Origin of the sequence: Dyella terrae (genome assembly GCF_004322705.1) — a bacterium.
Classification (GTDB): Bacteria; Pseudomonadota; Gammaproteobacteria; order Xanthomonadales; family Rhodanobacteraceae; genus Dyella_D; species Dyella_D terrae.
The window spans coordinates 94166-113698 of sequence record NZ_SIZZ01000001.1; the positions used below are offsets into that span (position 1 = coordinate 94166).

A 19533-nucleotide genomic window follows, 5' to 3' on the forward strand; every position below is an offset into this window, starting at 1 on the left:
GAGGGCCAGGAGGTGTCATCAGAACTTGCGCAGCGCGACCACGGCATTCAGGCCGCCAAACGCAAACGAGTTGCTGATCGCTGCATCCACCTTCACACGGCGCGGCTCGTTCGGGACATAGTCGAGATCGCAGGCCGGATCGGGGCCGAGATATCCCAGCGTCGGCGGCACGATGCCTTCGCGCATGGCGCCAAGCACGGCGATCAGCTCCAGTGCACCGGCCGCGCCCAGCGCATGGCCGTGCATCGGCTTGGTGGAGGAGATCACCAGCTCACGTGCATGCGCACCGAACACGCGATGGATCGTGCGTGTTTCGGTGCTGTCGTTTGCGACGGTGCCCGTGCCGTGCGCGTTAATGTAGTCGACGTCTTCCGGTGCCATGCGTGCGTCGCGCAGCGCGGCGGTAACGGCTGCCGAGGCGCCGATTTCAGAAGGCGCCGCGATGTCGCCCGCGTCCGAACTCATGCCGGTGCCGGCCAGTTCGGCGAGGATGGTGGCGCCGCGCGCCTGTGCGTGCTCCAGCGCCTCCACCACGAACATGCCGGCGCCTTCGCCAAGCACGATGCCGCGACGCCCGCTGCTGAAGGGGCGGCAGGTGTCCGGTGCCAGGACGCGCATCGCTTCCCACGAGCGCAGCGTGCCAAGGGTGATGCAGGCCTCGGTGCCGCCCACCACGGCGGCATCGACCAGGCCGCTGCGAATCATCATCGCGGCCTGGGCGAAGGCATGGTTGGAGGACGAACAGGCGCTGGCGAGGGCGAAGGCCGGCCCGGTGATGCCGTGGACCATGCTGATCTGGCTGGCCGGGGCGTTCATCATCATGCGGATGATGCCCAGCGGGTGGAATCGTCCGGCATGTTCGCCGTAGAGCTTTTCGTACTGCTCGTCGCGGGTGGTCTCGCCACCGACGCCGGTGCCCACGACCACGGCTGTGCGAGCGGCGGTTTCACCTTCGAACGTGATGCCGGATTGTTCGATGGCTTCGCGCGCTGCGACCAGCGCGTACTGGCTGACCACGTCCAGCTGGTTCAGTCGCGACTCGTCGAAATGCTGGGTCGGATCAAAATCCACGACTTCCGCCGCAATACCGCCGTTGCGCAGCTGCCCGGGCAGGATGTGGTGGATCGGGCCGATGCCGCTGCGGCCTTCGGCCATACCCTTCCAGGTAGAGGCCGCATCGTGGCCGAGCGCGCTGATGGCGCCCATGCCGGTAATGACGAGTCGACGCATGAATTCAGCCGGTAGTGTTCTTTGCCGCGAGCTGGCGCTCGATGGCCTTGATGAGATCGCCGATGGTGCCGTTTTCAAAGTCGGCATCTTCATTCGGCAGCTGGATATCGAAATGTTCTTCCAGGTCGAACACGACTTCGATGGCGTCAAGCGAGGCAACACCGAGGTCCTTGAGAGTGGACTCAGGCGTGATGGTGGCGATGTCGATCTTCGCCTGCTTGGCGATGATGTCGAAGGTGGCCTGCTGTACCTGTTCGTTGCTCATGCTGGTTCCCGGTGGGTGACGCCAGGGCATCTGGCTGGGCCGGCCGCGTGGCCGAATGGAGCAAAGCCTGACGAAGTGCGGGGGCGTTGTCCAGAAAGCCTGGTGCGTCGGAGCGCATCCTGACCGGGGAGCCTTTCACCAACCTTATTCGACCGCGAAAGGTGGAAGTGGCCCGGAGGGTCGTATCCTTGGCCGACGGGCGCGTTCGCGCTGGATGGAATCACTGCGTGCGGTATTTGAATCAGCTCGAGCCCGATGCGCTCGTCGCCGGCTTTGTCGAGCACCCTCCCGTGGGGTTCGGCGTGCGGGAGGCCGCGCAGACGCCGGCGTTCGTGGCGCCGTTCGACCTGCTGACAACGGCTGAGCCCGCGGTCCGCCAGAAGGTGACGGGTGCGCCCGGCTATCGCTGGTGGGGGCGCCTGCTGCGCTGGCGTACGGCCTTCGTCGGCACCACGGTGTCGGAGTACGCCCTGTTTCCAGCCGATGCCGATGCCACCGCGCTTCCGGGGCGCCTGGCCCAGGCACTGGGGCGCGAACAGCGCATGTTGATCGTCAAGGATATTCCGCAGGACTCGCCCCTGCTTTCGCCGGCCGAACGGTCCTGGTCGACGCGCTTTGCCGATGCCTGTCAGGAAGCGGGGTACGTACTGCTGGAAGGGCAGGCCCTGGCTTATGTGCCGATCGATTTCGCCAGCGAAGATGAATACCTGGCCCGGCTTTCCTCCGGTCGTCGCAAGGATATTCGCCGCAAGCTGCGCAAGCGCGACGATGTCACGGTGGAGACGGTCCACTGCGGTGATCCGCGTTTCGCCGACGACGCGGTCATCGATGCGTACTACGCGCTCTACGAAAACGTCTACGCGCAGAGCGAGATCCATTTCGACAAGCTCAGTCGCGAATTCTTTGTCAGGATCCTTCGCGACGGGAGCCATGGCGGCGTGGTGTTCGTATACCGCGTCGACAGCAAGATGATCGGCTGGAACCTGTGTTTCGTGGTCGATGGAAAACTGATCGACAAATACGTTGGCTTCGCTTACCCGCAGGCTCGCGAGCAGAACCTGTACTTCACCAGCTGGTTCCGCAATCTTGAATACGCGCGCGAGCGCGGCTTGACGCACTACGTCGCCGGCTGGACCGATCCGCAGGTCAAGTCGTACCTGGGTGCGAAATTCACCTTGACCCGCCACGCCATTTATCTGCGCAACCCCTTGCTGCGTGCGGTAGCGCGGCGACTGGGCCACCTGTTCGAAAGCGACAGCCAATGGGGGACGAACGTCGATGATCAAGCGTAATCCCCTGGTTCTGGATTTCGACGGTTCGGTCGGCGACATTCCCGGCGCCACCGTCCTGCCCCTGTCGGACTGGCAGGAAGACATCCGGTTCGGCTGCACGCTGCGCACGTTCGCGAGGCTGGAGCGCCATCTCGATGCGTCGATCGAGGACGATTACGGCACCGTGCTGATGGGCTCGGGCGACTACCACCATCTCACCTGGCCGCTGGTGAAGCGGCAGCGCCTGCGCGGGCCGTTCCAGCTGGTGGTGTTCGACAATCACCCCGACAACATGCGGTTCCCCTTGGGTATCCATTGCGGATCCTGGGTGCGCAAGGTGGCCTTGCTGCCTTACGTGACGCATGTGCACGTCGTGGGTATCACTTCAGGCGACATCGGGGCGGCGCATGCGTGGGAGAACTACCTGCGACCCTTGCGCGCCGGCAAGCTCAGCTACTGGTCGATGGATGTCGATGTGGGCTGGGCCCGCAAGCTCGGGCTTGCCCATGCCTTCAGGCGCTTCGACGATCCTGACTCGCTTACCCGTGCCATGGTCGACCAGCTCGAGCTGGCACCGCAGCCGACCTACCTGTCGATCGACAAGGACGCGTTCAGCGTAACGACCGCCCGCACGAACTGGGACCAGGGGCGTATCGAGGAGCGTCACGGCATGGCGATCATCGCCGCCCTGCGCGGACAGATCATCGCCAGCGACATCAATGGTGAAGTGTCGGCCTATCACTATCGCACCTGGTGGAAGCGCCTGCTCAGCGGCATGGACGGGCAGGAACCGGTGCCGCAGGCTGAGCTGGATGCGTGGCAGGCGCAACAGCGTGCCTTGAACACTCGGCTGCTCGCTGCCATTGCGCAAAGCAGCGTCTGAGCGCGGTCAGGCGTCGCGCAGAACGCGCTGCAAGGTGGCGAGGATGTGGTCAAACTCCTCGTCTGTCAGCCAGGGCGAGTTAGTAATCGTCAGCGAGCGCGCAGCAAAGTCGCGGGCCTGAGGGAGTGCCGCCGACGGAACGATGTCGCGCAGATAGCCATAGTCTGGAAGGGCATGGATGAAGAGGCGGCTGACACCGAGGCCTGCGGTCCACAAATCCCTGAGCGCCGCGTCGCGCTTCTCCTGGCTGGGCATCAGCAACATCAGGAACGGCCAGACACCTTCGTTACCACGCGCGTCGCTGAAAACCGTCAGGCCGGGCAGGGGGCGCAAGGACGCAAGTCGACGCCAGGCTTGCTGGCGCGTCGTCTCCATGAACGGAGACAGGCGCGCGAGGGCATGCGCGCCGACGGATTGCCGCCAGCGGCCCAGGGGGTGCATGGGAATATCGATATCGAAATCGTCACCGACAGCCGCGACCGGATCGCCGGCGGCAAGCGCCTTGCGCAAGGGGCGTCCGTAGAACCACGACAGCAGCGACGGGCGATAGGCGAGCGTGTAGCCGAAGAGTTCCAGCGCGCGTTGCAGCGTCCAGCGCGCGCTCGGCCGGGCCAGCTTGCGGCTGTTTTCAGCGAAGGCCCGGCGTAGCGTCGCGTCCCGCGTCACCAGGATGCCGCCTTCGAAGGTGGTCAGGCCCTTGCCGACCGCGAGGCTGAAAAAGCCAGCATCGCCGCGAAGGCCGACGCTCTGGCCGAATTGCCTGGCGCCCAGTGCCTGCGCGGCATCTTCCAGGACATAGGCGCCGCAGGCGCGGGCGACATGCAGTGCCGCATCGACATCGGCGAGGCGGCCGCCCAGGTGCGTCGGCACGATCGCCAGGGTCTGGGCGCCGGCGAGCGAGGCGATCTGCTGGGCGTCCATATCGAAATGATCGGGGGCCAGGTCACATAAGCGAATCGTGAGGCCGGCGCGATGGATGGCCAGCGCCACCAACGGACACGTCCATGCCGGCACGATGACTTCATCGCGATCCGGGCGCAGTTGGTGCATGGCCTGCAGGGCGATCACCATCGCCGACGTCCCGGAGCACTCGAGCTGCACGCTCTCCACGCCAAGCCAAGTCGCCAGTGCGCGGTCGAAACCGCTCGCGCCGGGAAGCCAGTCACTCAGGCGCAGCGGCAGTCCGGCAGTGGGCGGCAGCTCGCGTGACATGGCGTCAGTCTCCCGCGGCTACACCCAGGGCGCCCTTGGCTTCGGTCGGGGCGTCGTGCTCCGGATGCGAGCCGCTCTCGGCGAAGGCCAGGCAGACGATGCCGGCGACGATCACCAGCGCACCGGCCACGCGCGGCCAGGTCAGCGGTTCGTTGAACAGCCATACGGAGAACAACATGACGCTGACCACCTCCAGGTGCGTGACCGCGAATGCGGGCCCGATCGGTGCATGCTTGAGTAGCGTCATCCATGTGAAAAAGTTGCCGATATAGCCAATCACCGCGATGTAGATCCACGGATGGCCGAACACGCGCACGATCCAGGCCCAGTTGGCCTCCGGCGGAAAGGCGTGGTTGCCGGCGTATTTGAAGGCCAGCTGCACGGCGGTGTCGAAGGCGACGAGGATCAGGAAGCCGAAGAAGTAAAAGCGCTTCATGCGATCAGCCTCCTCCTGCCACGCCAACAATCGCCACGCCCAGCGTCACCAGCAGGATGCCTGTGACACGCATGGGCGTGAGCTTTTCGCGGAACAGGATGCGTCCGCCGATCATGATCACCACGATGTTGATCGAGCCCAGCAGCACGCCTTCGGACAGATCGACCAACGAAAGGAACGCGATCCACACCAGAAATTCGGCGGCATACGAGATGACGCCGACCCACAGCCACGGACGCGAGGCCATGTATTTCCAGCGTGCGATACCGTCACCTGCCTCGGGGTCGCCCGCCGCAGCCTTGAAGGCCAGCTGGCCGATGGTGTCGAGGGTGACGTTGAGCAACCAGAGGAAAACCGCGAGCGGACCCACCGAGCCTCCTCAGGCCGCTTCGCGCGCAGCAGGTTCGCAGGCCTGGGCGATCCGGCCGAAGAAATCGGCGGAGCGATCGATCAGGGTGCGGCGTTCACGGTCGATGGTGATCATGTGGTAGCTGTCTTCGAGCAACAGCATTTCTACGGGACCGGACACCGTGCTTTCGACCAGGCGCGCGTTGGCCATGCTGGCGATATCGTCTTCGGTGGCATGCGCGATCAGGCAGGGCGCGGTGACCTTGGGCAGGTCGCGGCGAACCACGGCAGCCATCTTGTACATCTCCGCCAGCGACGGCCACGGATTGCCGGGCAGGCCAGCTGCGGCGCTATCGCCGCCAAGCATGAGCGAGCTGATCTGCGCGCGGATGCGCTCGTCGCGCAGGCCATAAGGCTCTGCCTCGTGGACCATCCATTTTTTGCCGATGCCCAGCTTGTCGATCAGCGGCAGCAGGAATGAGAACTTGCCGTACCAGGGCGTGGCCCAGCCGTCGTACTTGAACGTGGCGCCGTAAACGCCCACGCCCTGCACCCAGTCCGGGTGATCGGCGGCCAGCTTCAGCGCCAGCACCGCACCCATCGAGAGACCGGCAACGAACAGCTGGTCGACTTCCTTGCGGAACTCGCGCGCAGCGGCCTCGACGCTGGCGTACCAGTCCTGCCAGTGGGTGGCGAGCAGGTCGGCGGCGTCGCCGCAGTGGCCGGCCAGCTGCATGCCGTAGACGCTGAATCCTGCGCGGTTGAGACCCTTGCCGACCAGGCGCATTTCGGCAGGCGTGCCGGTGAGGCCGTGGATCAGCAGGACGCCGCTACGGCCGCCTTCGAAGCGGAACTCGACGTTCTGGATCACAATGGGGCACTCACGCAGGATTTGGCGGCAGACAATACGACAGAAAACATGGGGTCACGCGCATCTTGAGACAGTGACCCAAGTCTGGCGGGCGTCGCTTTCCAAAAACTTTCGGTGGGCTGAAGCTGGCTTCAGCGGCCGTGGAACTGGGTCGTCCCGATCGAAATGCCCACGCCGCCGGTGGGATGGGTGCAGCTTCCGAACCGCTGGCTCAGGTTGACCTCGCCCATGCCGTACGTGCCTGAGTTCCAATGGCTGCCGGACTGCACGCCCATGCCAACGCTGCCGTGGATCTGGGGCTGGTTGTAAGTGGCGTCATCGCAACCCTGGCGCGCCGCTGCCTCGTAATCGGCGCGGGTGCGGCCGCTTGTGTCGCCGTAATAGACGCCCGGGGCCGGCCGGACGGGAGCGGCGGCCGCGGCACTGGGGCGGGTCGTCGTCGATGGGTTGGCCGGTTTCACATCGACCGCAGTAACGGCAGGGGCACTGGTACTCGTGGACGCCGGCACGCTGCCAGGCGGCAGTTTAAGGTTCAGTGGTGTCGTCGATTGCGCGTGGGTGCTCGCCATGACGAGAAGCAGGGCGGGAAAGGCGAGGCGTTGCAGGGTGTTCATGAAAACTCCGGGGCAGCATGTCCGGAAACGGCTGGCGCCAGCGGACGTGCACAACGTGATGCTGGTTCGACGCAATGGCGCACTGCAAGTTCCCTGCGCGTTCATGCGACTTCGCCCGTCCACGCGGCCGTAGCGAATTTTGCCCGTGCCAATTCACCGGCACGATCGAGTTCGGTAGAGCGCAGCGCATCGTCCTTCAGTCCATAGCGGCGACGAAAGACGTCGATCATGCGCTGGATGATTGCATCGCGCGGAAGCCCGGTCTGGCTGCGCAAGGGATCAACGCGCTTGGCCGCGCTCGCGGTGCCCTTGTCCGAAAGCTTCTCGCGACCAATGCGCAGCACGTCTAGCATTTTCCCGGCATCGATGTCGTAAGCCATCGTCACATGATGCAGGACGGCATTGCCCCGTCGCGCTTGCGCCGCGCCGGCGATCTTGCCGCCGGCGGAGGTGATGTCGTTCAGCGGCTGATACCACGCGCGTATGCCCAGCTCACCCAGCGCGTCGATGACCCAGGCATCCATCAACTCATAGGATTGCTGGAATGACATCCCCTCGACCAGCGAAAGCGGTGCATAAATCGAATAGGTAATGGTGTTGCCCGGCTCGATGAACATGGCGCCGCCACCGCTGATGCGCCGCACGACGGTGATGCCGTGACGCTCGGCAGCGAGGCTGTCCACTTCATTGCGCAAGGATTGAAATCGACCGATCACTACGGCTGACGTTGCCCATTCCCACACCCGGATCGTGGGTGGGCGCTGACCCGATGCGACCTCGTCGGTCAGCACTTCATCCAGTGCCATGTGAAGCGATGGCGCTTGGGGTTCGGTGTGGATCAGGTGCCAGTCGTGATCGCTCCAGTGCGTGCGAATCATGCGGCGGCCTCCGGATGCAGGGCCCGTCGCACCGCGACCGCGATGGCCTCGGGCGAGATGCCGTACATCAGCACGTCGGCCGCCAGGGCTTGCTGGATCGTCATGGCCAATGCCTGTTCGCCCGCGCTCGCCGGTTGCCCTTCGAGCGCTGCATTGATGGCATCCAGGGCGGTGTCGGGCTCGAGGAAAAAGTCACCGCTCACCTGCACCTGCTGCAGGCGACCGACGTGAACCTCAAGGTCCACCACCACCAATTTTCCGCCGGGCATTTTGTATTCGCCGTGCATCGCGGTGCCTCGAAGAGAGCTCCACGTATGATTTCACGGTTTGTGATTCGGGAGGTTATTCGCCGGTGAAACCGCATAAGGAAAGGGCGTGATCGCTTGTCGCAACCACGCCCCCGGGTTCACCGCTCGATGCGCGTTGTCACGCTGTCGTTTCGATCCGTTCAACGCGGCGCAGGCCACGCGGCAGCACCCCACCGCGCGTGGCGCGATTGCCCCCGAATTCAACCAGGTCGGACCAGCGCAGGGTCAGCTTGCGCTGGCCGGCATAGAGCGTCACTTCACCCTTGCCTTCGGTGACGACGGCGACGCCAGCGACGCGCTCATCGCCGGAGCCAAGCTTGGCCTTCGGAATTTCGATCAGCTTGTTGCCCTTGCCCTTGTCGAGTTCGGGCAATTCGGCGACCGAGAACATCAGCAGGTGGCCTTCCGTTGTGACGACCACGATGCGGTCGCGTGCCGGATCGGCGCTGACCTGAGGCGTGAGCACGCGTGCACCGTCGGAGAGGCTGATGATCTGCTTGCCGGCCTTGTTGCGACCCGTCAGCGCTTCGAAGCGGGTGACGAAGCCGTAGCCGAAGTCGGTGGCGAGGATCAGGCGCGTGTCGTTGTCGCCGGCGGTCAGTGCATCGAAGCTGGCGCCGCTCGGCGGGCTGAAGCGACCGGTGAGCGGCTCGCCGTTGCCACGGGCCGACGGAAGCGTGTGTGCGGGCGTCGAGTAACTGCGGCCGGTCGAGTCGATGACCGCGACCTGTTGCGTCGTACGCGCCTTGACCGCCGCGAGGAGGCTGTCGCCTTCGCGATAGTTGAGGCCTTCGGCATCGACGTCGTGGCCCTTGGCAGCACGGATCCAGCCCTTCTGGCTCAGCACCACGGTGACCGGCTCGCTGGCGACCAGCGCGCTTTCGTCGAGCGCCTGCGCGGCATCGCGCTGCACCAGCGGCGAGCGGCGATCGTCGCCGTACTTGGCGGCGTCGGCGCGCAGTTCTTCCTTGATCAGCCCCTTGAGCTTGGCCGGCGACTTGAGCAGGACATTGATGCGTGCGCGCTCTTCTTCCAGCTGATCGCGCTCGGCATTGATCTTCATCTCTTCCAGGCGAGCCAACTGGCGCAGCTTGGTTTCGAGGATGTAGTCAGTCTGCTCTTCGCTGAGCCTGAAGCGCGCCATCAGCACTTGCCTGGGCTCGTCTTCGGTACGGACGATGCGGATCACCTCATCGAGATTGAGGTAGGCAATGCGCAGACCTTCCAACAGGTGCAGGCGACGTTCGACCTTGGCCAGACGATGTTCAAGGCGACGCGTGACCGTGGCGGTACGGAAGCTCAGCCACTCGGAGAGGATGCGCTTGAGGTCCTTGACCTGCGGGCGACCGTCCAGGCCGATCATGTTGAGGTTGACGCGGAAGCTCTTCTCGAGATCCGTCGTCGCGAACAGGTGCTGCATCACTTCAGCCGCATCGACGCGGTTGGAACGCGGCACCACCACCAGGCGGATCGGGTTTTCGTGATCGGACTCGTCGCGCAGGTCTTCGACCATCGGCAGCTTCTTCGCGCGCATCTGCGCGGCGATCTGCTCGAGGATCTTCGACGGGCTTACCTGGTGCGGCAGCGCGGTGATGACGATGTTGCCGTCGTCGACGTGATACACGGCGCGGGCACGCAGCGAACCATTGCCGGTCTGGTAGATCGCCAGCAGCTCCTTGCGTGGCGTGATGATTTCCGCTTCGGTCGGATAGTCCGGACCCTGGATGTGTTCGCACAGGTCGGCGACGGTGGCATCCGGGTCGTCGAGGAGGCGAATGCAGGCACTGCTGACTTCGCGAAGATTGTGCGGCGGAATGTCGGTGGCCATGCCCACGGCAATGCCCATCGAACCATTGAGCAGCACATGCGGCACGCGCGCCGGCAGCCAGCTGGGTTCTTCCAGCGTGCCGTCGAAGTTGGCGACCCAGTCGACCGTGCCCTGGCCCAGCTCACCCAGCAGCGCTTCGGCGATAGGGCTGAGCTTGGACTCGGTGTAACGCATCGCCGCGAAGCTCTTGGGGTCGTCCGGCGAACCGAAGTTGCCCTGGCCATCGACCAGCGGATAGCGATACGAAAACGGCTGCGCCATCAGCACCATGGCCTCGTAGCACGAGGTATCGCCATGCGGATGGAATTTGCCGATCACGTCACCGATGGTGCGCGCGGACTTCTTGGGCTTGGACGTGGCAGCCAGCCCCAGCTCGCTCATCGCGTAGATGATGCGGCGCTGGACGGGCTTGAGACCGTCGCCCACGAAGGGCAGGGCACGGTCCAGCACGACGTACATGGAGTAGTCGAGGTACGCCCGTTCGGCGTACTCCTTGAGCGGGATCTGTTCGTAATTGGCTTGCAGATTCATGCGGTTACGTCAGTTTGGCGGGCGCCGGAGGGGCGCTTAACCGGACGATGGTGCCAGATTGGGGCGGTGGGGGACAGCGGTCGGTCTCACGGAAGACGTGCCGGACGCGAGACTTGTTTGGAAAGGGAGAGAGTTACCCGGATGCGCAGACCACCCATTCAGGACGGGTGGCGTTCTTGCCCGCTTTTGAGATCGCTCCGATTCCTGCGGCGCAGTCGTGCTGGCGAACATGGAAAAGACGGACGGGTGCGCCGCAAGCTTTGGGCGCCGCGCTGCTGGAAAACGGTCGGCTAAGCCGCTGACGACCTGTCTGTCCTGTCGCGACTGACGTCGCTTCCGCCACTTTCCCAGGAAGGCAATCAAGTGAAAATCCAACACGCAGGGTCCGCCGCATTGGCAGCGGGTTTGTTCGCTGCCGTGGCAGGTACTGCCCAGGCCCACGGTGCGGTCGAGTTTCCCATCGCCCGCCAGTTGCAATGCCTCAATGATGGCGGCTTCTGGTGGCCCGCCGACGGTTCGGGCGTGCCCAATGCCGCCTGCCGCGCAGCATTCCAGCGCTCGGGCAATTACCCGTTCACGCAGTATCACGAAGTGGCCGCCCTTACCCAGGACTATCGCAATCCGCTCGCGGTGCGACGCCAGGTGCCGGACGGTGCGTTGTGTTCGGCCGGAGACGCGAAGAAAGCCGGTCTCGACGCCGTCAGTTCGGCGTGGCACAAGACGCCGATCACGCTGGAGAACGGCAAGTTCCGCATGCTGTTGCTCGCCACGGCCCCGCACAACCCGTCGTATGTCGAGATCTACCTGAGCCGCCCCGGTTACTCCGCCGCACGAAGTGCTTTGCGCTGGGACGATCTGGACCTGATCCATCAGGCATCGGCACCGATGCCTGAAACCATTGGTGGCAAGAAGTACTACGTCTATGACGTGCCGGTGCCGGCAGGGCGCAGGGGGGATGCCGTGGTCTACACCCGCTGGCAGCGCGAGGATCCGGCCGGCGAAGGGTTCTACAACTGCAGCGACGTGACCTTTGAAGGCGGCGGTACCGTGCCGACGTTTCCCTGGCACGAGTGGGGCTACTTCCTTGGCCAGGGCTTTGCACCCAAAGCGGGTGAGACGGTGCAGTTCCGCGTGCTCGGACCCAGCCTGTCCGGCAAGGAGCTGGTAACCGAAAGCATCGCCGTGACGCCGGACAATGCAGCCAGCCATCGCTGGGCGCTCGAACTCGGTGCGCGACTGAACGGCATCCATGGCGAGCAGGTTCGCGTCGGCGTACGCCACGGCGATGACATCCATCTGGACACGCGCAACGTGCAGGCCAACCAGGTGTTCCTGAAGGACAAGGACAGCAGCGTGTCCATGTCGATCCTTTCCGACGACGTGCCGCCGGTGAAACCCGAGCCCCCGGTGACGCCGCCCGGCGACTATCCGAAGTGGCCCGCAGGCATCGGCCAGTATCAGTCAGGCGACATCGTGGAAGGCGTTGACGGAAAGTTGTGGCAGTGCAAGCCCTTCCCGCATGGCGCGTGGTGCAACATCAACGCGTGGGCGTATACGCCCGGTGGCAAGGATGTGCCGCCGGCCGAGGATCAGCGGGCCTGGCGCCTGGCGGAGTAGGCATCACCCACTGGCGGTCGCCCGCGTTGGGCGGCTGCCAGTGCGCCGGCAACCCGATCAAAGCCGCTGGACAGTGAAACCGAGCTTCTCCAGTTGCTTCTGCACGCTTTCCGGGCCGGCGAGATGGCCTGCACCTACCGCAACAAACGACACGCCGGGTTCGTGCAGGCGGGTGGCCAGCGTCTTTGCCCAGGCCTTGTTGCGGTTGACCAGCAGCGCCTCATAGAGCTCGGGGCTGAGGGCGCGAATGTCCTCGTCTTCAATCTTCGCGATGGTATCCACGTCGCCGCGACGCCACGCATCGATGAGTTCGCGCAGTTTCTTCGGGCCCTGGTCGACTTCGTCGAAGGTCTGTCGCAGGAAGTCCAGTTGAAGCGTTTCGGAGAGATTCGCAAACATGCTCAACTGTTGCTCTGCGCTTTCCAGTCCGTCGACCGGCTTGCCTGCGGCCTCCATGCGTTTGCGCAAGGTTCGGTCGACGCCCAAAGCCGGATCCATGCCCGCCTGAACCAGCGGAGCGATGCTCAGTGTCACGGCAGCCAGCCAGGGGCGCATGTGGTCGAGCGTAGCGATCCCACCCGGGACCCGTGCGGCATCGGCGGCTTTGGCCAGGCGATCGCGGTCACGCAGGCTGAGCTTGCTCGACAAGGTTCCGTCGGCGCTAAAACCGTACTTCAGCACTTGCGCCTGCATGTTGGCCGCGTCGTCGTCGATCAACTCGATACTCAGGCGCTGGCTCGCCTCCAGCGCCTTGTCCAGTTCCGGTGACGACCAGTTGGCATCGCTGGGCATCAGGTGCACGGTGCCGAACAGGTAGACCGTCCCCAGGTCACCCCGAACCACCCAAAGGGCGGGGCGGGCGATGGCGGGCGTGCAAACCAGCAGGCCAAGCAGCAGGACCGCTGCGACGACACGACGAAAACCGTTCAACGTAATGCTCTCCATGAATACGCAGCGTGCGGGCTTGCCCGCTGCTCCAGCTGATCAGTGTGCCGGCGGCGTACCGGCCTCGACGCCATGCAGGAACTTCACCAGACCGGTGAAGTACGTCTGCTGGTCGTCGTACATCGCCATGTGACTGCCCTTGGGACAAAGCAGGAACTGGCCCTTTGGCAGTTTCTTCGCCATCGACGCCATGTAAGCCGGGTCCATGGTGTCGAACTGCGCGCCGATCACCAGCGTGGGGACGGTGATCTTGTGAAGGTCCTTGCTGCGGTCCCACTGCACCAGGCGACCGCTGGCGCCCAGTTCGCTCGGCCCCTGCATGAGCACGTAGATCTGCTCGTTGATATGGGCAAATGAACGCTGCACCGGCTCTGGCCACTGCGCCTCGGGCATGCGCAATACGTGCTTTTCGTAGTGCATGGGGCCGAGGATTTCCATGTAGCGGGGATCACTCGTATGGCCGGTGGCTTCAAGCTTTTTCACTTCGGCAACCTGTTTGGGATCCATCGAAGGGATCAGCACCTTGGTTGCGTATGCGTTGTAAGCCGGAATCGAATCGACCATGTTGGAGATGATCAGGCACTTCAGGTTCTGCTGGTACTTGAGCGCGTACTCCATGGCGAGGATGCCGCCCCAGGAATGGCCAAGCAGGCAGAAATTGTCCTTGTCCAGGTGGAGCGCCTTGCGCACCTGTTCGACTTCCTCGACGTAGCGCTCCGTCGTCCACAAGGACGTGTCCTTGGGCTGGTCGCTGTAGGCCGAGCCGAGCTGGTCGTAGTAGTAGTACTCGACGCCCGCCGCCGGCATGAAGCTGTCGAATGCCTCGAAATACTCGTGCGTCGCGCCCGGGCCGCCGTGAAGCAGGAGCAACTTGAGTTTGGGGTTGTTGCCGACGCGTTTCGTCCAGACGCGGAACTTTCCCTTGGGCGTATCGAGGGTGATCATCTTGACGCCGCCGCTCAGGACGTCGTCGCGGCCCTGGTTGTCAAAGTAGGACGATGCCGGCGCGTGCGCGGCATCCTGGGCACTTGTCGTCATGCCGAAAGCCAATGCGGCCACTGCCGCACACCAACCAAGCCAGCGCTTCATGACGGGAGCTCCCCTCTCCAGGACAAGGCTCCACTATCACGCGCCGCGAACGAACGGGCAAGGGCGCCGCTAGCGCGGTACGCGGTAACCACCCGGTACGCCGTGGGGGCTAAGCGTCAGCTGCCACAGCTGGTCACGGCGGCTGCGGAATACCGCGGAGGACACCGACAGATAGAACTGCCACATGCGCCGGAAGGCATCGTCGTACCGGGCCGACAACTGCGGCCACGCCGCGTCAAAGTTAGCTCGCCACGCCAACAGCGTACGGTCGTAGTCGGCACCGAAGTTATGCCAGTCCTCCATCACGAACAGGTCCTGGATCGCCTCGGCGACCTGTTGGCCGGAAGGAATCATCGAGTTGGGGAAGATGTACTTCTCGATCCAGGGGTCCGGCCGCGAGGGGGCGCTGTTGCTGCCGATCGAATGCAGAACGAACAGGCCATCGTCGGTAAGGCAGCGACGGGCGGTTTCGAAGTAGGTGCGGTAGTTGAGTGCGCCGACGTGTTCGAACATGCCGATCGATAAAATGGCATCGAAGGTGTCATCGATGTCGCGATAATCCTGCAGGCGTATCTCGATGGGAAGGCCGGCGCAAAGCGTCCGCGCGTACTCAGCCTGCTCCTGGGAGACAGTCACGCCGACACCTTCGATGCCGTATTTCTCTGCGGCGTACTTGAGCGCCTCGCCCCAGCCACAACCGATGTCGAGCACGCGCTGGCCGGGGAGCAGGCGAAGTTTGCGGCAGATCAGATCGAGCTTGGCGACCTGGGCGTCATCCACATTATCGGCGTTGGCCCAGTAACCGCAGGAGTACACGAGGCGCTTGCCCAGCATGGCCTGGAACAGATCGTTGCCCAGGTCGTAATGCGTGCGGCCGATCTCGAACGCGTTGTCGCCACGCTGAAGATTGACGAAGCGAGCCTTCAGATGTGCCAGCAGGGTGTCGAGCGTCTTCAGTTCCCGATCGATATGCGATGACAGCAGCAGGGTAAACAGGCCCGGCAGGTCATCCGCATCCCACCAGCCTTCCATGTAGCCCTCGCCCAGGCCGAGCGAGCCATGGGCAAAGACGCGCGCGTACAGGCGATCATCGTGTACGCGCATGTCGGTGGCGGCATGGCCGTCGATGTGGATGCCGGCGTGTTCGAGCAGTGCGGTGGCGCGTTGCTTCAGAGAATCCCGGCTCATGCTTGCCCCTCGTGGATCACCCGGAGAGAACTCAAGTTTTCTGACTGGTGCTCCCGAAGCTTGCCGTTGCAGATGCATACACGACGTCGACGCCCGCGGCGCGAATCGCGTCGAGCAAGGCTGACGCCAGTTCGTCGGTGACCAGGAATTCAACCTTGACCGGCAAGTCGTCGGCGAGGTCAAAGAACTGCTCTTCGCGCAGCTTCTGGTGTCGCCCGAATCCTGCGATGGCGCGGAACGCGGAGCCGCCGCCGATGTGCATGCGACGTGCAAGTTCCAGCAACCATTCGTAGACGAGGACGCCGTCGTGGCGCGCGCGTACGTGGCAATAGATGCTGAGCAGCTGACCGTGTTGTGGGGTCATGGCGGTTTCCTCAGGCGTGCAGCAAGGCACGCGTCAACGCGATGCCGGCGATGGTCAAGGCAATCGATCCGATCAGGTGGACGGCGACGTGACCGCCGAACCACAGGTACTGCTGGCGCAACAGCAGCGTCGTGGCCTCGGCGGAGAAGGTGGAGAACGTCGTCAGGCCGCCCAGGAATCCTGTCGCCATGAACAGCCGAAGCTCGGCCGGGAGCGTCTGGTAGTGATCGAAAATGCCCAGCACGCAGCCCATCAGGAAGCCGCCGACGAGGTTGGCGGCGAGCGTGCCCAGGGGCAGGGTGGGAAAGAGCGGGTTGAAGAGCAGGCCGAGCACCCAGCGCAGCCAGCATCCCATGGCGCCGCCAATGCCAATGAGGATGAATCCGGTATAGCCCACGAGCGAAATCTCCATCGAAGAAGGAAGGGCCCGTGGGATTCAGGCACACGCCTGCGCCCCGGCCAGGCCGGTGGTGCAGGCATCATCAGCCCGAAGGCGGTTTGCCGTGGTGGCGGGAGGTATGCCATCTCCTGGCGTCGGTGACGCGCAGGCCGATGCTAGCGGGTTGGCTGTCGGCGTGCGAGCGGAACGTGCTCCCGTGACTTGCGGGGCGGGTTTGGGCCGGTGACCGCCGCTATACTCGCGTTCCCTCGCCCTCCCAAGCGCAGCGTCCCTATGCCCAGCCAACCCCGTCCGGTGCGGCGCAGCCTGCCCTGGCTGCTCGCGGGGCTATCCATGATCGGTCCGTTTTCGATCGACGCCGTATTCCCCGCGTTCCCGTTGATCGGTGCGGCCTTTGGCGTGGATGCGGCCGGCCTGCAGCAGATGATCAGCGTGTATCTGCTCACTTATGCCGTGATGAGCTTGTTCCATGGCGCGATCTCCGACGCCATCGGCCGCAAGCCGGTGATCGTGACGGGCATGCTGGTTTATGCGCTCGCGTCGGCGGGTGCGGCGATGTCCACCTCCTATACGATGCTGCTGACCTGTCGCGCCATCCAGGGGGCGTGCGCCGGTGCTGGCCTGGTCGTGGGGCGCGCCATCGTGCGCGACAGCCTGGAAGGCGCAGCGGCACAGCAGATGATGTCCCGCGTGATGATGATCTTTGGCATCGCGCCGGTGATCGCGCCCATGGTCGGCGCACAGCTGCTGTTCCTCGGCGGCTGGCACGGGATCTTCTGGGTGCTGATGGGCTTCACGCTGTTCATTGCGTTCGCCCTGGTCACCAAGCTGGACGAAACCCATCCACCGGAAGCGCGCACGCGGTTTGCGCCGCGGGCCCTGGTGGCCGGATACATGGTGTTCGGACGCGATAAGCCGTTCTGGCCGTTGCTGGTCTCGTGTTCGGTGAACTTCGCCGGTCTGTTTCTGTATATCGCCTCGGCGCCGCATATCGTCCGCGACCTGCTGCACCTGACCGAGCAGGGCTTTCCCTGGCTCTTCATGCCCGTGGTGATCGGCCTGGTCAGTGGCGCCTGGATGTCCGGTCGGCTGGCCAGCCGGCGCAGCGTGGTCTACACGGTGAATCTCGGCTACGCGTCGATGATGACGGCCTGCGTGCTCCACATGGGCCTGGCGTTGTTCCTGCCCGAGCCCCGGGTGCCGTGGTCGATGTTGCCTTTGATCATCCACGGCGTCGGCATCCAGCTGGCGTTCCCCACGCTCACGCTGCAGTTGCTGGATCGTTTTCCGCACCAGCGCGGCGGTGCGTCGTCGGTGCAGGCATTCGCCAGCCTGATTTTGTGCAGCCTGGTGGCGGGCGTGCTCTCGCCGCTGTTGTCCGGGCGCATGTTATGGCTGGCCCTCGGGGCGAGCACTTTGACACTGATCGGATGGCTGGCGTGGCGACGTTATCAGCGCATCACGCTGCGGCCGCTGGACGTCCCGTGTGAGAAGCCGGGCGTGGAAGAGGAGTTCGAGACGGAAATTGCCGAGCCGCGCTGATCGGCCGGCTCAATGCTCGAAAACCGGCGCGCCTTGCGCATCCAGCAAGCCCCGGGCGATCAGCCACGCGCGCGCATTTTCCGCATCCTGTTCGAACCATGCCTGCGTCGAACCCAGGCGATAGGTATACCCCCAGGCATCCATGTCGCGCATGAGCTGGAGCCGACCCACGCCAGGCAACTGGTCGGACAGGACGATCTGCAAATAGCAGGTGGCGTCTTCCTCATCGACCGAATCGGTGGCATCGGTATGGATGGCCGCGCGGCGCTCCGGAGGCAGGACGATAAGGTGACCGGCCTCGTGCAGCAGGGAATGCACGGGCGTGTCCGGACGGGCATACACCGTGGTGCCAATGATGCCGGCCTCGTCGTCACCCCAAAAGCTGCCGGGTATGGCTGTGCCGGCTTCAACTGCACTGAAGCTCAGCCCAAAGCGGGCGAGCAGGGTGTGCACGGAGGACAGGTCGATATCGGCCAGTCGCGTGACCTGGGGTTCACCGGAATCTTGAGGAGGGGACACGGCGCGTATCTCGTGCGGCGACGTGCGCGGCACGTACGGGAGCGGAAACGAACGAGGCGGGAAAACCCGCCTCGTTCATCAGGTGGCCGGTGCGGCCGCGCCCGGCTTTTGGTGCTCGGGCAGGGCGACCGACAGCTCGAGGACCTCGTGTCCGCTGTCGCGCTCGACGTTGATGCTGATCGCGTCGAGGTCGACATGGACATACTTCTTGATCACTTCGAGCAGCTCGTTGCGGAGCAGCGGGAGGTAGTCCGGGGCGCCGCGCGTGGACCGCTCCTGCGCGACGATGATGCGCAGTCGTTCCTTGGCCACGGTAGCGCTGGGCTCAGGCTTGCGCTTGAGGAAATCAAGAATACCCATCGCGATCAACCTCCGAATACGCGCTGGAAGAAGCCCTTTTTCTGCACTTCGAGGAAGCGCAGGGCGCGTTCTTCACCAAGGATGCGGGCCACGGTATCGCTGTACGCCTGGCCGGCAAGGGAATTTTCGTCAAGGATGACCGGGACGCCCGAGTTGGACGCTGCCAGCACGTTTTCCGATTCCGGAATCACGCCGACGACGTTGATGCCCAGGATGTCCTCGACGTCCTTCACGCTCAGCATTTCGCCGATGGCGACGCGGGCCGGGTTGTAGCGCGTCAGCAGCAGGTGCTGCTTGATCGCGCCTTCGCCGGTCTCGGCGCGGCGGGTCTTGCTGGCGAGCAGGCCCAGGATGCGGTCGGAGTCGCGCACCGAGGAGACCTCGGGGTTGACCACCACGACGGCGTGGTCGGCGAAGTACATGGCCAGGTGGGCACCCTTTTCGATGCCGGCGGGCGAGTCGCAGACGACGTAGTCGAAGCCTTCGTCGGAGAGATCCTTCAGTACCTTCTCAACGCCTTCCTGGGTGAGGGCATCCTTGTCGCGCGTCTGGCTGGCGGCCAGGACGAACAGGTTCTCGTGGCGCTTGTCCTTGATAAGGGCCTGCTTGAGCGTGGCCTCGCCGTGCACGACATTCACGAAGTCATACACCACGCGGCGCTCGCAGCCCATGATCAGGTCAAGGTTGCGCAGGCCCACGTCGAAGTCGATCACCGCCACCTTCTTCCCGGCCATGGCCAGGCCGGTGGCAAGCGACGCGCTGGTCGTGGTCTTGCCTACGCCACCTTTGCCCGAGGTGACAACGATAATCTCAGCAGTCAAGGGCTCATCTCCC

General features: G+C 64.3%; 22 protein-coding genes and 1 riboswitch. Of the genes, 4 read left to right on the forward strand and 18 right to left on the reverse strand.

Annotated features, from left to right (window positions below; all coding sequences use genetic code 11):
- Positions 1-18 precede the first annotated feature (18 nt).
- Together EYV96_RS00510 and EYV96_RS00515 are read right to left on the reverse strand one after the other, a co-directional pair.
- Positions 19-1230, reverse strand: a complete 1212-nt coding sequence (locus tag EYV96_RS00510; RefSeq protein WP_131149583.1) for a beta-ketoacyl-[acyl-carrier-protein] synthase family protein — start codon at positions 1228-1230, stop codon at positions 19-21.
- Positions 1231-1234: 4 nt separating this feature from the next.
- A complete protein-coding gene (locus EYV96_RS00515) occupies positions 1235-1495 on the reverse strand; it encodes an acyl carrier protein (protein WP_131149584.1) in 261 nt (86 codons plus the stop codon).
- Between the two features lie 227 nt (positions 1496-1722).
- Between EYV96_RS00515 and EYV96_RS00520 the strand changes: the two genes are divergently transcribed.
- Together EYV96_RS00520 and EYV96_RS00525 are read left to right on the forward strand one after the other, a co-directional pair.
- Positions 1723-2787 carry a GNAT family N-acetyltransferase gene (locus tag EYV96_RS00520; protein ID WP_131149585.1) on the forward strand — a complete coding sequence of 355 codons (1065 nt, stop codon included), beginning with the start codon at positions 1723-1725 and terminating at the stop codon, positions 2785-2787.
- Positions 2774-3649 carry an arginase family protein gene (locus EYV96_RS00525; protein ID WP_131149586.1) on the forward strand — a complete coding sequence of 292 codons (876 nt, stop codon included), beginning with the start codon at positions 2774-2776 and terminating at the stop codon, positions 3647-3649. The genes EYV96_RS00520 and EYV96_RS00525 overlap by 14 nt, the downstream gene beginning before the upstream one ends.
- 6 nt (positions 3650-3655) lie before the next feature.
- On the opposite strand, the gene EYV96_RS00530 is transcribed toward EYV96_RS00525, so the two are convergent.
- The 8 genes from EYV96_RS00530 to parC form a co-directional block, all read right to left on the reverse strand.
- Positions 3656-4861, reverse strand: coding sequence for a DegT/DnrJ/EryC1/StrS family aminotransferase (locus EYV96_RS00530; RefSeq protein WP_131149587.1), 1206 nt, complete (start codon positions 4859-4861; stop codon positions 3656-3658).
- Between the two features lie 4 nt (positions 4862-4865).
- On the reverse strand, positions 4866-5297 hold the full coding sequence (locus EYV96_RS00535) for a DMT family transporter (RefSeq protein ID WP_131149588.1): 432 nt from the start codon (positions 5295-5297) through the stop codon (positions 4866-4868).
- A 4-nt stretch (positions 5298-5301) separates the two neighbouring features.
- Positions 5302-5667 carry an EamA family transporter gene (locus tag EYV96_RS00540; protein WP_131149589.1) on the reverse strand — a complete coding sequence of 122 codons (366 nt, stop codon included), beginning with the start codon at positions 5665-5667 and terminating at the stop codon, positions 5302-5304.
- A gap of 9 nt (positions 5668-5676) precedes the next feature.
- A complete protein-coding gene (locus EYV96_RS00545) occupies positions 5677-6516 on the reverse strand; it encodes an alpha/beta hydrolase (RefSeq protein WP_131149590.1) in 840 nt (279 codons plus the stop codon).
- 131 nt (positions 6517-6647) lie between these two features.
- Positions 6648-7130 carry a hypothetical protein gene (locus tag EYV96_RS00550; protein ID WP_131149591.1) on the reverse strand — a complete coding sequence of 161 codons (483 nt, stop codon included), beginning with the start codon at positions 7128-7130 and terminating at the stop codon, positions 6648-6650.
- A gap of 101 nt (positions 7131-7231) precedes the next feature.
- Positions 7232-8008, reverse strand: a complete 777-nt coding sequence (locus tag EYV96_RS00555) for a lipoate--protein ligase family protein (protein WP_131149592.1) — start codon at positions 8006-8008, stop codon at positions 7232-7234.
- Complete coding sequence (gene lplB / locus EYV96_RS00560; protein ID WP_131149593.1) at positions 8005-8295, reverse strand: lipoate-protein ligase small subunit; 291 nt, start codon at positions 8293-8295, stop codon at positions 8005-8007. The genes EYV96_RS00555 and lplB overlap by 4 nt, the downstream gene beginning before the upstream one ends.
- Before the next feature lie 139 nt (positions 8296-8434).
- On the reverse strand, positions 8435-10675 hold the full coding sequence (gene parC / locus EYV96_RS00565) for a DNA topoisomerase IV subunit A (protein ID WP_131149594.1): 2241 nt from the start codon (positions 10673-10675) through the stop codon (positions 8435-8437).
- Positions 10676-11038: 363 nt separating this feature from the next.
- Here parC and EYV96_RS00570 point away from each other — a divergent pair, with 363 nt between their 5' ends.
- Entirely contained in the window at positions 11039-12292 is a 1254-nt protein-coding gene (locus tag EYV96_RS00570) for a lytic polysaccharide monooxygenase (RefSeq protein WP_165488543.1), read from the forward strand.
- A 57-nt stretch (positions 12293-12349) separates the two neighbouring features.
- Here the strand turns inward: EYV96_RS00570 and EYV96_RS00575 are convergent, their stop codons facing one another.
- The 5 genes from EYV96_RS00575 to crcB all read right to left on the reverse strand — a co-directional run bounded on the left by EYV96_RS00575 (position 12350) and on the right by crcB (position 16275).
- Complete coding sequence (locus EYV96_RS00575) at positions 12350-13222, reverse strand: TraB/GumN family protein (protein WP_240732299.1); 873 nt, start codon at positions 13220-13222, stop codon at positions 12350-12352.
- A 54-nt stretch (positions 13223-13276) separates the two neighbouring features.
- The gene (locus EYV96_RS00580; protein WP_205746055.1) at positions 13277-14326 is read right to left on the reverse strand and encodes a proline iminopeptidase-family hydrolase; all 1050 of its coding nucleotides are present in this window, start codon (positions 14324-14326) and stop codon (positions 13277-13279) included.
- Positions 14327-14395: 69 nt separating this feature from the next.
- Entirely contained in the window at positions 14396-15514 is a 1119-nt protein-coding gene (cfa, locus tag EYV96_RS00585; protein ID WP_131149597.1) for a cyclopropane fatty acyl phospholipid synthase, read from the reverse strand.
- A gap of 31 nt (positions 15515-15545) precedes the next feature.
- Positions 15546-15878 carry a DUF190 domain-containing protein gene (locus EYV96_RS00590; protein ID WP_131149598.1) on the reverse strand — a complete coding sequence of 111 codons (333 nt, stop codon included), beginning with the start codon at positions 15876-15878 and terminating at the stop codon, positions 15546-15548.
- Between the two features lie 10 nt (positions 15879-15888).
- Positions 15889-16275 carry a fluoride efflux transporter CrcB gene (crcB, locus tag EYV96_RS00595; protein WP_131149599.1) on the reverse strand — a complete coding sequence of 129 codons (387 nt, stop codon included), beginning with the start codon at positions 16273-16275 and terminating at the stop codon, positions 15889-15891.
- A 69-nt stretch (positions 16276-16344) separates the two neighbouring features.
- A riboswitch (Fluoride riboswitch) is annotated at positions 16345-16416 on the reverse strand.
- Positions 16417-16551: 135 nt separating this feature from the next.
- Here crcB and EYV96_RS00600 point away from each other — a divergent pair.
- The gene (locus EYV96_RS00600; RefSeq protein WP_131149600.1) at positions 16552-17820 is read left to right on the forward strand and encodes a multidrug effflux MFS transporter; all 1269 of its coding nucleotides are present in this window, start codon (positions 16552-16554) and stop codon (positions 17818-17820) included.
- Positions 17821-17829: 9 nt separating this feature from the next.
- On the opposite strand, the gene EYV96_RS00605 is transcribed toward EYV96_RS00600, so the two are convergent.
- From EYV96_RS00605 to minD, 3 genes are all read right to left on the reverse strand, one after another.
- Entirely contained in the window at positions 17830-18339 is a 510-nt protein-coding gene (locus tag EYV96_RS00605) for a hypothetical protein (RefSeq protein ID WP_165488544.1), read from the reverse strand.
- A 78-nt stretch (positions 18340-18417) separates the two neighbouring features.
- The gene (gene minE / locus EYV96_RS00610) at positions 18418-18699 is read right to left on the reverse strand and encodes a cell division topological specificity factor MinE (RefSeq protein ID WP_131149601.1); all 282 of its coding nucleotides are present in this window, start codon (positions 18697-18699) and stop codon (positions 18418-18420) included.
- Between the two features lie 5 nt (positions 18700-18704).
- Positions 18705-19520 carry a septum site-determining protein MinD gene (gene minD, locus EYV96_RS00615; protein ID WP_131149602.1) on the reverse strand — a complete coding sequence of 272 codons (816 nt, stop codon included), beginning with the start codon at positions 19518-19520 and terminating at the stop codon, positions 18705-18707.
- Positions 19521-19533 lie beyond the last annotated feature (13 nt).

What these genes read in the sequence shown, in the direction of transcription:
- EYV96_RS00600 (WP_131149600.1), top strand. Translation starts at nt 16,552, where the DNA reads ATGCCCAGCCAACCCCGTCCGGTGCGGCGCAGCCTGCCCTGGCTGCTC.
- EYV96_RS00590 (WP_131149598.1), bottom strand. Translation starts at nt 15,878, where the DNA reads ATGACCCCACAACACGGTCAGCTGCTCAGCATCTATTGCCACGTACGC.
- cfa (WP_131149597.1), bottom strand. Translation starts at nt 15,514, where the DNA reads ATGAGCCGGGATTCTCTGAAGCAACGCGCCACCGCACTGCTCGAACAC.
- EYV96_RS00525 (WP_131149586.1), top strand. Translation starts at nt 2,774, where the DNA reads ATGATCAAGCGTAATCCCCTGGTTCTGGATTTCGACGGTTCGGTCGGC.
- EYV96_RS00535 (WP_131149588.1), bottom strand. Translation starts at nt 5,297, where the DNA reads ATGAAGCGCTTTTACTTCTTCGGCTTCCTGATCCTCGTCGCCTTCGAC.
- lplB (WP_131149593.1), bottom strand. Translation starts at nt 8,295, where the DNA reads ATGCACGGCGAATACAAAATGCCCGGCGGAAAATTGGTGGTGGTGGAC.
- EYV96_RS00530 (WP_131149587.1), bottom strand. Translation starts at nt 4,861, where the DNA reads ATGTCACGCGAGCTGCCGCCCACTGCCGGACTGCCGCTGCGCCTGAGT.
- parC (WP_131149594.1), bottom strand. Translation starts at nt 10,675, where the DNA reads ATGAATCTGCAAGCCAATTACGAACAGATCCCGCTCAAGGAGTACGCC.
- minE (WP_131149601.1), bottom strand. Translation starts at nt 18,699, where the DNA reads ATGGGTATTCTTGATTTCCTCAAGCGCAAGCCTGAGCCCAGCGCTACC.
- EYV96_RS00515 (WP_131149584.1), bottom strand. Translation starts at nt 1,495, where the DNA reads ATGAGCAACGAACAGGTACAGCAGGCCACCTTCGACATCATCGCCAAG.
- EYV96_RS00510 (WP_131149583.1), bottom strand. Translation starts at nt 1,230, where the DNA reads ATGCGTCGACTCGTCATTACCGGCATGGGCGCCATCAGCGCGCTCGGC.
- EYV96_RS00550 (WP_131149591.1), bottom strand. Translation starts at nt 7,130, where the DNA reads ATGAACACCCTGCAACGCCTCGCCTTTCCCGCCCTGCTTCTCGTCATG.
- EYV96_RS00580 (WP_205746055.1), bottom strand. Translation starts at nt 14,326, where the DNA reads ATGAAGCGCTGGCTTGGTTGGTGTGCGGCAGTGGCCGCATTGGCTTTC.
- EYV96_RS00555 (WP_131149592.1), bottom strand. Translation starts at nt 8,008, where the DNA reads ATGATTCGCACGCACTGGAGCGATCACGACTGGCACCTGATCCACACC.